The 12,318-nt window shown below is 71.8% G+C and carries 13 protein-coding genes, 1 pseudogene and 1 riboswitch; of the genes and pseudogenes, 10 read left to right on the top strand and 4 right to left on the bottom strand.

The window, feature by feature from the left end:
- The first annotated feature begins 8 nt into the window (after positions 1 to 8).
- A riboswitch (TPP riboswitch) is annotated at positions 9 to 120 on the top strand.
- A gap of 103 nt (positions 121 to 223) precedes the next feature.
- The 8 genes and pseudogenes from thiC (at position 224) to CAP38_RS05075 (ending at position 6,913) form a co-directional block, all read left to right on the top strand.
- The gene (gene thiC, locus CAP38_RS05105) at positions 224 to 2,119 is read left to right on the top strand and encodes a phosphomethylpyrimidine synthase ThiC (RefSeq protein ID WP_086119843.1); all 1,896 of its coding nucleotides are present in this window, start codon (positions 224 to 226) and stop codon (positions 2,117 to 2,119) included.
- A 3-nt stretch (positions 2,120 to 2,122) separates the two neighbouring features.
- Positions 2,123 to 3,208 carry an FAD-dependent oxidoreductase gene (locus CAP38_RS05100; RefSeq protein WP_086119842.1) on the top strand — a complete coding sequence of 362 codons (1,086 nt, stop codon included), beginning with the start codon at positions 2,123 to 2,125 and terminating at the stop codon, positions 3,206 to 3,208.
- Positions 3,205 to 3,444, top strand: coding sequence for a sulfur carrier protein ThiS (gene thiS / locus CAP38_RS05095; RefSeq protein ID WP_086119841.1), 240 nt, complete (start codon positions 3,205 to 3,207; stop codon positions 3,442 to 3,444). The genes CAP38_RS05100 and thiS overlap by 4 nt, the downstream gene beginning before the upstream one ends.
- Before the next feature lie 2 nt (positions 3,445 to 3,446).
- Positions 3,447 to 4,280, top strand: a complete 834-nt coding sequence (locus CAP38_RS05090) for a thiazole synthase (protein ID WP_086119840.1) — start codon at positions 3,447 to 3,449, stop codon at positions 4,278 to 4,280.
- A gap of 4 nt (positions 4,281 to 4,284) precedes the next feature.
- The gene (locus CAP38_RS05085; RefSeq protein WP_086119839.1) at positions 4,285 to 5,886 is read left to right on the top strand and encodes a bifunctional hydroxymethylpyrimidine kinase/phosphomethylpyrimidine kinase; all 1,602 of its coding nucleotides are present in this window, start codon (positions 4,285 to 4,287) and stop codon (positions 5,884 to 5,886) included.
- Positions 5,883 to 6,110: pseudogene (locus CAP38_RS15320) on the top strand (DUF1653 domain-containing protein); the annotation flags it as partial. The gene CAP38_RS05085 and the pseudogene CAP38_RS15320, both read left to right, overlap by 4 nt.
- Complete coding sequence (locus CAP38_RS05080) at positions 6,105 to 6,344, top strand: oxidoreductase-like domain-containing protein (protein WP_086121036.1); 240 nt, start codon at positions 6,105 to 6,107, stop codon at positions 6,342 to 6,344. The pseudogene CAP38_RS15320 and the gene CAP38_RS05080, both read left to right, overlap by 6 nt.
- A 107-nt stretch (positions 6,345 to 6,451) precedes the next feature.
- Entirely contained in the window at positions 6,452 to 6,913 is a 462-nt protein-coding gene (locus CAP38_RS05075; protein ID WP_143435752.1) for a type III secretion system chaperone, read from the top strand.
- A 7-nt stretch (positions 6,914 to 6,920) separates the two neighbouring features.
- On the opposite strand, the gene CAP38_RS05070 is transcribed toward CAP38_RS05075, so the two are convergent.
- The 3 genes from CAP38_RS05070 to CAP38_RS05060 are packed head-to-tail and all read right to left on the bottom strand — an operon-like array spanning position 6,921 to position 9,887.
- Positions 6,921 to 7,997, bottom strand: a complete 1,077-nt coding sequence (locus CAP38_RS05070; protein ID WP_086119837.1) for a PA0069 family radical SAM protein — start codon at positions 7,995 to 7,997, stop codon at positions 6,921 to 6,923.
- A 47-nt stretch (positions 7,998 to 8,044) separates the two neighbouring features.
- Complete coding sequence (locus tag CAP38_RS05065) at positions 8,045 to 9,370, bottom strand: glycerate kinase (protein ID WP_086119836.1); 1,326 nt, start codon at positions 9,368 to 9,370, stop codon at positions 8,045 to 8,047.
- Between the two features lie 31 nt (positions 9,371 to 9,401).
- Positions 9,402 to 9,887, bottom strand: a complete 486-nt coding sequence (locus tag CAP38_RS05060) for an Lrp/AsnC family transcriptional regulator (RefSeq protein ID WP_179188463.1) — start codon at positions 9,885 to 9,887, stop codon at positions 9,402 to 9,404.
- A 70-nt stretch (positions 9,888 to 9,957) separates the two neighbouring features.
- On the opposite strand from CAP38_RS05060, the gene CAP38_RS05055 reads away from it, so the two are divergent.
- Positions 9,958 to 10,908 carry an EamA family transporter gene (locus CAP38_RS05055; protein WP_086119835.1) on the top strand — a complete coding sequence of 317 codons (951 nt, stop codon included), beginning with the start codon at positions 9,958 to 9,960 and terminating at the stop codon, positions 10,906 to 10,908.
- Positions 10,905 to 11,603, top strand: coding sequence for a YhfC family glutamic-type intramembrane protease (locus tag CAP38_RS05050; protein ID WP_086119834.1), 699 nt, complete (start codon positions 10,905 to 10,907; stop codon positions 11,601 to 11,603). The genes CAP38_RS05055 and CAP38_RS05050 overlap by 4 nt, the downstream gene beginning before the upstream one ends.
- Here CAP38_RS05050 and CAP38_RS05045 read toward each other — a convergent pair.
- Positions 11,557 to 12,264 carry an alpha/beta hydrolase gene (locus CAP38_RS05045; protein ID WP_086119833.1) on the bottom strand — a complete coding sequence of 236 codons (708 nt, stop codon included), beginning with the start codon at positions 12,262 to 12,264 and terminating at the stop codon, positions 11,557 to 11,559. The two genes, CAP38_RS05050 and CAP38_RS05045, sit on opposite strands and share 47 nt — an antisense overlap.
- Positions 12,265 to 12,318: the final 54 nt, after the last annotated feature.

Genomic DNA, 12,318 nt, shown 5'->3' with positions numbered 1-12,318 from the left:
CTACACTGCGCCCTGCTCCGGGGTGCACGGACCGCAAGGTCCGGCGCTGAGACGGCTGAATGCCGAACCCGTGAACTTGATCCGGTCAGTACCGGCGTAAGAAGAGCGCATGCCCTCCCGGGCATGTGGATGCGGTCCCGCACGCAGCGGCGGGCCGTTCCACGGTCGGGCGGGTGGACCTCCGGAGCAACCCTGCCACCGTGTCGTCCACCAGGAGCCCAGCATGAATGCACCCGACCGCTTCAGCGCGATCACCCGCGAACCGTTCCCCCAGTCCCGCAAGATCTACGTGCCCGGCGAGCAGCCCGGCGTGCAGGTGCCCATGCGGGAGATCGCACTCACCAACGGGGAGCAGGTGGTGGTGTACGACACCTCCGGCCCCTACACCGACCCGGCGGTGGACATCGACGTGCGGCGCGGCCTGCCGCCGGTGCGTGCCGCCTGGGTGGAGGCCCGGGGCGACACCGAGGCCTATGCCGGGCGCACGCCCCAGCAGCTCGACGACGGTGTGCGCAGCGACACGCCCGATGCGGTGCAGCTGCAGCGCATGGCCGCCCTGCGCGAACAGGCCGCCGCACTGCAGCGCGCGCCCCGCCGCGCCCGCAGCGGCGCCAACGTTACCCAGATGCACTACGCACGGCGCGGCATCGTGACGCCGGAGATGGAATACATCGCCATCCGCGAGAACGGCCGGCGCGAGTGGATGCAGCAGTACCTGAACGACCCGGCCCGCGAGGCCCGGCTGCGCGGCGATCCGCGCGGCGCCCGCATCCCCGACATCATCACCCCCGAGTTCGTGCGCGACGAGGTGGCACGCGGCCGGGCCGTGATCCCGGCCAACATCAACCACACCGAGCTGGAACCGATGGTCATCGGCCGCAACTTCCACGTGAAGATCAACGCCAACATCGGCAACTCGGCCGTGACCTCCAGCATCGAGGAAGAGGTGCAGAAGCTGGTTTGGGCCATCCGGTGGGGCGGGGACACGGTGATGGACCTCTCCACCGGCCGCAACATCCACACCACGCGCGACTGGATCGTGCGCAACAGCCCGGTGCCCATCGGCACCGTGCCCATCTACCAGGCGCTGGAGAAGGTGGGCGGCGTGGCCGAGGACCTGAGCTGGCCGCTGTTCCGCGACACCCTCATCGAGCAGGCCGAACAGGGGGTGGACTACTTCACCATCCACGCCGGGCTGCGGCTGGCTTTCATCCACCTCACCGCCCAGCGCCGCACCGGCATCGTCAGCCGCGGTGGATCGATCCTGGCCAAGTGGTGCATTGCCCACCACCAGGAGAACTTCCTCCACACCCACTTCGAGGAGATCTGCGAGATCATGAAGGCGTACGACGTCACCTTCTCGCTGGGTGACGGCCTGCGGCCCGGCTCGCAGGCCGACGCCAACGACGAGGCCCAGTTTGCCGAGCTGCGCACCCTGGGCGAGCTCACGCAGATCGCCTGGAAGCACGATGTGCAGACCATGATCGAAGGCCCCGGCCATGTGCCCATGCACCTGATCCAGGCCAACATGGACGAGCAGCTCAAGCACTGCCACGAGGCCCCCTTCTACACCCTGGGTCCGCTGACCATGGACATCGCGCCGGGCTACGACCACATCGCCAGCGCCATCGGGGCGGCCATGATCGGCTGGATGGGCACCGCCATGCTGTGCTACGTCACGCCCAAGGAGCACCTGGGCCTGCCGGACCTGGACGATGTCAAGCAGGGGATCATGGCCTACCGCATCGCGGCCCATGCGGCCGACCTGGCCAAGGGCCATCCCGGGGCCCGCGCACGCGACGATGCGATGAGCCAGGCGCGCTTCGAGTTCCGATGGCGCGACCAGTTCGCCCTCGGCCTGGACCCGATGACCGCCGAGTCCTACCACGACGAGACCCTGCCCAAGGACGCCTCGAAGGAGGCGCATTTCTGCAGCATGTGCGGCCCCAAGTTCTGCTCCATGAAGATCACGCAGGACGTGCGCGACTTTGCCGCCGCGCGCGGCCTGAGCGAGCAGCAGGCGCTGGCCGAAGGCATGGCGGCCAAGAGTGCGGAGTTCCGGGCCGCCGGCGGCGAGTTCTACGTGCCGGTGGATTCGATCACCGCCCACAAGGGTTGAGGCATGGCACGCATCGGCATCGCCGGCGCCGGCGTGCTGGGCCGGCTGCTGGCCTGGCAGCTCGCGCGCGCAGGCCATCAGGTCAGCGTGGTCGACCCGGCACCCGGACCGCAGGCACCGGCGCTGTCGGCTCCCGCCGCCGGACCCCGCGCCGCCGGCTTCACCGCCGCCGGCATGCTCAGCCCGCTGGCCGAGCTGGACCATGCGGACGGCCGCATCGCCGCGCTGGGCTGGCGATCGATCCCGCTGTGGGCCCAGGTGGCAGCAGCGTTGCCGGCCGAGCCGCCGCTGATGCGTTGCCACGGCAGCCTGCTGCTGGCCCACCGCAGCGACCTGGGCAGTGCGCAGCGGGTGCTTGCGCGCCTGCAGGCCGCCGCCGGCCCCGAGGCGGTGCGGCCGCTGGACGCGGCCGGCCTGCACGCGCTGGAGCCGGCCCTGGCTTCGGGCCTGCACGCCTGGTCGCTGCCGGGCGAAGGCCAGGTGATGCCGCGCGAGTTGCTGCAGGCCCTGGCCGAACACGCCACCGGCGTGCAGTGGCACTGGGGCCGCCAGGTGAGCGACGTGCGCCCCGGCGCCCTCCTGCTGGACGGCGGCAGCACCCTGACCTGCGACCTGGCCATCGACGTGCGCGGCCTGGGTGCCCGCCGCGCCGGCCTGACCCTGCGCGGCGTGCGCGGCGAGATCCTGTGGCTGCACGCGCCTGGCGTGCCGCTGCATCGGCCGCTGCGGCTGCTGCACCCGCGCCACCGCATCTACCTGGTGCCCCGGCCCGGCGATGTGGTGGTGGTGGGTGCCAGCGAGATCGAGAGCGAGGACCGCTCGCCCATCAGCCTGCGCACCGCCGTGGAACTGATGAGCGCCGCCCACAGCGTGCTGCCCGAACTGGCCGAGGCCCGGCTGCTGCACCACGACACCCAGCTGCGCCCCGCCACCCCCGACCACCTGCCGCATGTGCACCACGAGGACGGCCTGCTGCAGATCAATGGCCTGTTCCGGCACGGCTGGCTGATCGCACCGGCCCTGGCGCAGGACGCCTTGCAACTCGCCGGCCTGCACACGGCCGGTCACACCGAAGGAGCCCCGGCATGAACCCGCATTCCGCTGCCCGTTCCGTCAACGGGTTCGCCACGGTCGACCTCGACGGTCACCCCTGCACCCTGCCCGTCGGCACCACCCTGGCCGACCTGCTGGCCCTGCGTGGCGTGGCCCCCGACGCCGTGGCCACCGCCGTCAACCAGCGCTTCGTGCCCCGCGCCGCGCGTGCCACCACCGTGCTGCACGAACGCGACCGCATCACCACGTTCGAACCCATCACCGGAGGCTGACCATGCACCACCACCCGGCCGCATCCCCCATCGACAACGGGCCCGACACCGCCTGGACGGTGCACGGCACCCCGCTGCACAGCCGGCTGCTGCTGGGCACCGCCGGCTACCCCTCGCCCGCCGTGCTGGAGCAGGCGCTGCAGGTCTGCGGCACCCAGGTGGTCACCGTGGGCTTGCGCCGGGTGCTGGCCGGCGGTGGCGACAACGGCTTCATCGGCCAGCTGCTGCCCGGCCTGCGCCAGCGCGGCGCCCGGCTGCTGCCCAACACCGCCGGTTGCCGCACCGCACGCGAGGCCGTGGCCCTGGCCCACATGGCGCGCGAGCTGTACGGCACGCACTGGATCAAGCTGGAGGTGGTGGGCGACGAACACACGCTGCAGCCCGATCCCTGGGGCACGCTGGAAGCCGCCACCGAACTGGTGCGCGAGGGCTTCGCGGTGTTCCCCTACTGCACCGACGATCTGGTCAGCTGCCAGCGCCTGCTCGATGCCGGCTGCGAGGTGCTCATGCCCTGGGGCGCGCCCATCGGCTCCGGCCAGGGCCTGATCAACCCGTGGGCGCTGCGCACCCTGCGCGAGCGGCTGCCGGATGCCACGCTCATCGTCGATGCCGGCATCGGCACGCCCAGCCATGCCGCACAGGCGCTGGAACTGGGCTTCGATGCGGTGCTGCTCAACTCGGCGGTGGCCCAGGCGCGCGACCCGGTGGGCATGGCCCGGGCCTTCGGCCATGCGGTGCAGGCCGGCCGTCTGGCCTTCGAGAGCGGTGCCATGGCGCCGCAGGCAATGGCAGTGGCCAGCACGCCGGTGGCCGGTCGTCCCCTGCTGATCGGATGACGCCATGAACGACCGACCCACCCCCCCGCCCCCCGTGATCTGGAGCGTGGCCGGCCACGACAGCGGCGGCGGCGCCGGCCTGTCGGCCGACCAGCGCGCGGCCGACGCCTTCGGCGTGCACCTGTGTCCGGTGCTGGCGGCCATCACGGCCCAGAGCACTGTGGCCGTCACCCGCGTGGCACCGATCCCGGCCGACCTGTTCACGGCGCAGCTCGACACGCTGCAGGCCGATCTGCCGCCCCGCGCCATCAAGACCGGACTGCTGGGCGATCCCGAGCAGGTGCAGGCGCTGGCGCAGCGCATCGACCGGCTGCGCGCGCAAGGCCCGCTGCCGGTGGTGGTGGACCCGGTGCTGCGCGCCACCACCGGCGCCACCCTGGCCGACGACGCGCTCCGGCAGGCCCTGGTGCGCTGGCTGCTGCCCCGGGCCAGTCTGGCCACGCCCAACCGGCGCGAAGCGCTGGCCCTGCTGGGGCTGCCGCCGACCGACACCACTGCGTCTCCGATGCTGGCCGCCGCGCTGCGGGCGCTGGGTGCCGAGGCGGTGCTGATCACCGGGGGTGACGAGGGCGGTGCGCTGTCGTGCGACTGGCTGGATTCGCCGCACGCCCGTGGGTGGCTCGCCCTGCCCCGCCTGGCCTCACCGCACAACCACGGCACCGGCTGCACGCTGGCCAGCGGTGCAGCGGCCGCCATGGCGCTGGGCTGGGTGGCCACCGACGCCGCCGTGCTGGGCAAGATGCTGGCCACGCACGCGCTGCGCCACGCACGCCCGGTGGGCCAGGGCGCCGGCCCGGTGATCGCCACCCCCGGCTTCGGCCACGACCCCTCGCTGCTGCCGGTGCTCTCGCCGGGCGAAGCGGCCCCCCGCTGGCCCAACCCGGCCGAGCGCAACAGGCCGGGCCCACAGGGCGTGTATGCCATCGTCGACAGCGCCGCGCGCGTGGAGCGCTGCATCGCCGGCGGTGCCGCGCTGGTGCAGCTGCGCATCAAGACCGACGGCGCCGGGGTGGCGTCCCCCCCTCTGCGCACCGAGCTGTCGCGGGCCATCGAGGCCGGCCGGCGCAGCGGCGTGCCGGTGGTCATCAACGACCACTGGCGGCTGGCACTGGAGCTCGGGGCCGTTGCGCTGCACCTGGGCCAGGAAGACCTGCTGGCGCTGGATGCCGACGATCACCGCCTGCTGGCGCAGGCACGCGCATCCGGTGTGTCGCTGGGTCTGAGTTCGCACAGCCTGTGGGAACTGTGCCGTGCGCGTGCCCTGCAGCCGGACCTGATCGCCTGCGGTCCGGTGTGGCGCACGGCCACCAAGGCCATGCCCTGGCACCCGCAGGGTCTGGACAACCTGGCCTGGTGGGCGCACATGGCGGGCGCGCCGGTGGTCGGTATCGGCGGTGTGCTGGCCGCCGAGCAGCTGGCGCAGGTGGCCAGCACCGGAGCCGCACTGGGCTGCGTGGTGCGTGGCCTGGGCGAGGACCCGGCCGCCCGACTGCCCGACTGGTCGGCCGCCTGGGCCCGGGGTCGGCAGGCAGCGGCCTGGCCGGTGCCGGCGCTGCCACATCCGACGCTGGGGCAGAATCCGCCGGCACATCTCACCGATCCATGACCGACGACGACCTGCCCCCGCTCCAGCCCACCCCGCCCGGTCTGTACCGCCATTACAAGGGCGGCTGGTACGAGGTGATCGACACGGTTCGGTGCAGCGAGACCCTGCAGGGCATGACGCTGTACCGCGCGCTCTACGGCGGCTTCGGCCTGTGGGTGCGACCGGCCGCGATGTTCGGCGAGACCGCCGACTTCGAGGGTCGGCGGCAACCGCGCTTCATGCGCCATGACGTCGCCGGCCTGCAGACCGTGGACCTGCCCGGTGCCCGCGCCCTGGTGGCCCACCTGCGGGGACTCGCCCGCCGTCAGGGCATCGACATCGACGCCGCCTTGCGTCCACCACCGCCCGAGCCCACCACCTGCTGTGGCCGTGGCTGCAACGGCTGCGTGTGGGAAGGCTTTCATGCCGCACTGGGCCACTGGCGGGACGAGGTGGTGGTCCGGCTGGCTCAGGGCTGACGACAGGCTTTCATCAGGGCTGAACGGCCGATCCGGCGGGAACCGGTGGCGTCCGGGCTGTGACCCAAGGGCTGCAACCTTGCACGTCCATCCGGGAGACACCGTCCATGTCCAGTCAGCCAGCTTCATTGCCACCGCCCGAACGGCTCCTGAACGAACTGCAGACGGTCATGCCGATGCTGGCGCTTCATGCCACCGACGGGGCGTCGGTGTGGCAGCTTCAGATGTGTCCCCACGTCATCCGGCTGCGATGGCTCGACAACCCTGCCCGGCTCGAACTGACCCTGGCGATCGGCGAACTGCCCGACGATGCGCCGGCGGCCCTGTACCAGGCCCTGCTGGCCTACAACGGCGTGGCCGGCCTGAACCGCAGCATGCGCGTGGCCTCGGAAGGGCCGGGTCATGCGCTGCACCTGCTGTGCGATCAACCGGCGGGCGCGTGCTCGGCCGCCGATCTGCAGGCCGCCTTGCTGGACCTGATCGACGCCGCCCAGAGCGTGCAGATCTGGCTGCATGTACAGCTCGACAGCGAGCTGGCCACCGCCGACGAGATCCTGTCCCTCCACTGAGCCCGGGTCAGAATAGCCGTCCCTGGACCGGGGCCTCATCGGCCCTGAAAAGCCGTGTGTCCAGGGCGGCGCGCTCGCGCGCGAGTCCCAGGCGGTCGCAGGCGCGCACGAAGCGCTGGCGCAGCAGGTCGGCCCACAGGCCACGGCCCTTCATGCGGCGGGCAAAGTCGGCGTCGTAGTCGCGGCCACCGTGCAGGTCCTGCACCCGGGCCATCACCCGCTCGGCCCGCTCGGGCAGGTGCACCGAGAGCCACTCCCGGAACAGGGGCGAGAGTTCCCACGGCAGACGCAGCACCTGGTAGAAGGCGCGGCCGGCACCCGCTTCGCGCGCGGCCTGCAGCACCTGCTCCATGTCGTCGTTGACGAACGGGATCTGCGGCGACACGCTGACCCCCACCGGAATGCCGGCCTGGGCCAGCGTGCGGATGGTGCGCAGCCGGCGGTGCGGGGCCGCAGCCCTGGGCTCGAGGGAGCGGGCCAGGTCGGCATCCAGCGTGGTGATGGTGACGTACACCGCTGCCAGACCCTGGGCGGCCATGGGCGCCAGCAGGTCGATGTCGCGCTCCACGCCGCTGCCCTTGGTGACGATGGCCACCGGATGCCGGGCCTCGCCCAGCACCTCCAGCAGGCTGCGGGTGATGCGCAGCTCGCGCTCCACCGGCTGGTAGGCGTCGGTCACGGTGCCCAGGGCCAGCAGGTCGGCCTGGTGGCGCGGACGGGCGAGCTCGCGGCGCAGCACCCCGGCCAGGCCGCGCTTGGCGATCAGCCGGGTTTCAAAGTCCAGGCCCGGCGAGAGGTTGAGGTAGCTGTGGGTGGGCCGCGCATAGCAGTAGATGCAGCCATGCTCACAGCCCCGGTAGGGGTTGAGGCCGTAGCGAAAACCGATGTCCGGCGATTCGTGGCGGGTGATGGCGCTGCGGGCGTCTTCCCAGGTGACGGTGGTGGCAGGCGGGGGTGGGCCGTCGCCTTCATCGGCCGGCCAGCCATCGTCAAAGCCCTCCCGCCGCTGGCTTGCAAAGCGGTGCGCATGCCAGCTGGCTGCCCCGCGGCCCTTGTGGACCTGAATGCCGTGAACCGTGGCCATGGCGCCTCCCGATACTGTTCATGCATACAGTATAAGGAGGGTGCCGCTCAGAGGATCAGGATGGCCCGGAAATCGTTCACGTTGGTGTGGGTGGGGCCGGTCACCACCAGGTCGTCCAGCGCCTGGAAGAAGCCATGGGCATCGTTGCGGGCCAGGTGATCGGTCACCTTCAGCCCCTGCGCCGCTGCGCGCGCCAGCGTGCCCGGGTCGACCCGGGCACCGGCGTTTTCTTCCATGCCGTCGATGCCGTCGGTATCGGCCGCCAGTGCCCAGATGCGCGGATGCCCGGCCAGCGACTGCGCCAGTCCCAGGCAGAACTCGCCGGCGCGGCCGCCCTTGCCCCGGGTCTGACCCGGCTGCAGGGGCCGCACGGTGACCGTGGTCTCGCCGCCGCTGAGCAGCACGCAGGGCGCCTGAAAGGCACTGCGACCCAGGGCCACCGATCGGGCCAGCGCCGCATGCACCTTGCCGACCTCGCGCGATTCGCCTTCCACCTCGTCGCTCAGGATGTGCGCGGGCAGCCCCAGCGATGCGGCCAGTGCGGCGGCCGCTTCCAGGCTCTGCTGCGGTGTGGCGATCATGCGCACCTCCTGGCCGGCAAAACGCGGATCGTCCGGCTTGGGCGACTCCAGTTCGCCGGCCTCGAGCCGCGCACGCACCGCAGCAGGCAGGGCGATGCCGTAGCGGTCCAGGATGGCCAGCGCGTCGGCACAGGTGCTGGCGTCGGGCACGGTGGGGCCGCTGGCGATCACGCTGGGGTCGTCGCCCGGCACGTCGCTGATGGTCAGGGTGATCATGCGGGCCGGCGCGCACAGCGTGGCCAGGCGCCCGCCCTTGATGCGGGAGAGGTGCTTGCGCACCGTGTTCATCTCGCCGATGTGCGCGCCGCATTCCAGCAGCTCGCGGTTGATGCGCTGCTTGTCCTGCAGGGTCAGGCCCTCGCAGGGCAGGGTGAGCAGGGCCGAACCGCCGCCGGAGATCAGGCACAGCACCAGATCGTCGGCGGTGAGGCCCTGCACGGCGGCCAGGATGCGTTCGGCCGCCGCCATGCCGGCCTCGTCCGGCACCGGGTGCGAGGCCTCCACCACCTCGATGCGCTGCGGCAGGCCTTGCGGGCGCGGCGGCGTGTGGTGGTAGCGGGTGACCACCAGACCCGACAGCGGCGCCTCGGCCGGCCACAAGGCCTCCACCGCCTGCGCCATGGCGCCCCCGGCCTTGCCGGCACCGATCACCACGGTGCGGCCGCGGGGGGGCGGCGGCAGGTGGGCACCCAGCGTGTGCAGGGGCAGGGCACGCTGCACCGCAGCGTCGTACAGACGGCGCAGCAGTTCGGCAGGAGGCATGTCTTGGAACGGGGCGGTGGCGGAAGTCATATGACGATTGTGCCGTCCGCCGCACCACCGGTCAGGCGGCCGCCTCCGGGCCCGCCGGCAGCCGCAGCGGCCGCTCCTCGAACTCGGTGTTGAGGACCACGGTGCTGGTGGTGCGGGCCACGCCGGGGATGGCCTTGATCTGGTAGAGCACGTCTTCCAGCGCCCGGGCATGGGTGGTGCGGATCTTGGCCAGGAAGTCGTATTCGCCGGCCACGCTGTGCAGCTCCAGCACCTCGGGCATCGCGCGCAGACGCGGCGCCACATCGCGGCAGTGCACGCCACCGTCGTTGCGGATGGCCACGAAGGCGGTGAAGCGCAGACCCACCTTGTCGGGGTCGACGCGCAGCGCAAAGCGCTCGATCACGCCGCGTTCCAGCATCTTCTTCACCCGCTCATGCACCGCCGCCGTGGAAAGACCCACCTCGGAGGCCACATCGCCGTAAGAACGTCGGCTGTCCTGACTGAGCGCCGTCAGAATTCCGGCGTCTATCTCGTCGAGCTGAAAATTTGCTTGCATATGGATGGGATTCCGTTGAAAATTCGGGCCTCAGCTCCTGCGCCGAACATTTTCCAGTCATTCAGCCGCCATGCCGTCCATTTTCAATGCAAACACCGATGGTCGCCAGTCCTGGCGGCTGATGGTCGCCCTGCTCACGGTCTACATCGTCTGGGGCACCACCTATTTCGCCCTGGATGTGGGCATGCAGACGCTGCCCCCGCTGCTCATGAACGGCAGCCGCTTCGTGGTGGCCGGTCTGGTGATGCTGGCGATCGCGCGCTGGCAGGGCCTGCCCTGGCCGACCCGCGCGGAATGGCAGGCCAGCGCCCTGATCGGCGGGCTGATGGTGTTCGCCGCCATGGGGCTGGTGATGCTGGCGCAGCGGCTGGGCATCGGCTCGGGCCTCATGGCCACCGTGGTCACCACCATGCCCATGTGGCTGGCGCTGTGGACCCGCTGGGGCGGCGAGAAGGTGCCGCTGACCAGCTGGGTCGGCCTGGTGCTGGGTGCCGGTGGCGCCCTGCTGCTGGCGCTCGAAGGCGACTTCTCCACGACCCTGCTGGGCACCCTGTGCGCCTTCGGCGCGCCACTGGCCTGGAGCATCGGCTCGTACGCCTCGCGCCGGCTGAAGCTGCCCGCACCGGCCATGGCTTCGGGTGCGCAATGGCTGCTGGGCGGCCTGATGGGCACGGTGGCGGCGCTGGTGCTGGAGCCGGCCACGCGGTCGTTCAGCCTGTCGCAGGTGAGCCTGGCCTCCGGTCTGGCCTGGGTCTACCTGATGGTGGCGGGCACCCTGATCACGCTCAATGCCTACCTGTGGCTGCTGCAGAACACCAGTGCGGCGCTGGCCGGCAGCTATTCCTTCGTGAATCCGGTGGTGGCGCTGGCCGTGGGCGTGGGCCTGGGTGGCGAACGCCTGACCGGCTGGGTGTTCGTGGCCCTGCCCCTGATCGGTCTGGCCCTGGCCCTCATCCTGTATGGCCATGACCTGGTTGTCTGGCTGCAACGCCTGCGTCCCGGGCGGACGGTGACGCCATGAGCCTGTGGCGCCCTCTGCTGGCCGGTGCAGCCGGCTTCGTGCTGGCCGCCCTGGTGCTCAAGCCGCTGGGCCTGCAACTGACCGGGCTGCCCGACGGAGGCTGGACCTTCGTGCTGGTGGGCGCACTCAGCGTGGGCCTGTTCGAGGAAGGCACCCGTGCCGCGCTGCTGCGCTGGCAGGGCTGGCCCACCGGGCGCACGCTGGCCGGGCTGGCCCTGGGCTGGGCGCTGGCCGAGCTGCTGCTGGTGGGCGTGGCCGGCAGCCTGCAGCTGTGGCTGCTGGCCTCGCAGCCCGATCGGCTGGCCCGGACCTTGGCGGACCTGCCGCCGCCGGCAGCGGCCGTGCTGGCGCGTCAGGTGTCGGCCGTGACCGACGCGGGCGGGTGGATCGTGCTGGCCCTGCCGCTGGAGCGGCTCGCCGCCTTCAGCCTGCAGATCGTGTTCACGGCGCTGCTGGCCGGCACATCCGCAGCACCACGTCGGCGCTGGTGGCTCAGCCTGGCGGGCGTGATGGCCCTGCACGCCGCCGTGGACGTGCCGGCCGCCGGCTTCCAGGCCGGCCTGTGGCCCCCGGCACCGGTGCAGGTGCTGTATGCGCTGGTCGGCCTGGCCCTGGCCCCCTGGGCCTGGCGCTGGTGCCGCCGTCAGCTCAGGCAGCCGCCGGCGCCGACAGCACCGCCAGCAGCCAGCGGTTGAGGTCGGCCACCTCCTCGGGGTACACGGTGTGCCCCATGGCATAGGTGTGCCACTGCACCGGGTAGCCCAGCGCGGTGAGCGCATCGCGCGTGGCCTCGCCCCGCTCGGGCACCACGATGTCGTCCTCGGTGCCGTGGGCCAGGAAGACAGACGTGTCGCGGTTGGCTGCACTCGCCTCGGCCGCCAGGCTGCCGGCCAGGGGCAGGTAGCCCGACAGGCCCGCCAGACCCGCCAGCCGCTGCGGCGCACGCAGGCCGGTCATGAGCGTCATGGCACAGCCCTGCGAAAAGCCCATGAGCACGATGCGGCCCGGTGGCACACCGCGCTCCACCTCGCGATCGATGAGCTGCTGCACCCAGCCGGCCGCCTCGCGCAGGCCGGGTTCGTCCTCGCGGCGCGGCAGCGATGCGTCGGTGGGCGGCGGGAAGATGTCGTACCAGGCCGGCATGGGGTAGCCGTTGTTCAGGCTGACCGGACGCACCGGCGCGCTGGGAAACACGTAGCGCACCACGCCGATGGCCGAGAGGTCGAGCTCGCGGGCGATCGGCACGAAGTCGTTGCCGTCGGCCCCCAGGCCATGCAGCACGATGATGCTGGCGGCCACCGGCGCGCCTTCGGGGCCGGTCTGGCCTTCCAGGATGTTCAGGGGCAGGTCGTTCATCCGGCCAGCATAACGGCACGCGTTTTCTGGGGAGCGCTCTCCAATCGCGAAGTT

It is taken from the genome of Hydrogenophaga sp. IBVHS2, from assembly GCF_002127215.1.
Lineage (GTDB): Bacteria > Pseudomonadota > Gammaproteobacteria > Burkholderiales > Burkholderiaceae_C > Hydrogenophaga.
The sequence above is the reverse complement of the archived record's forward strand: the minus strand, read 5'-3'. Positions and strand labels throughout refer to the sequence as shown.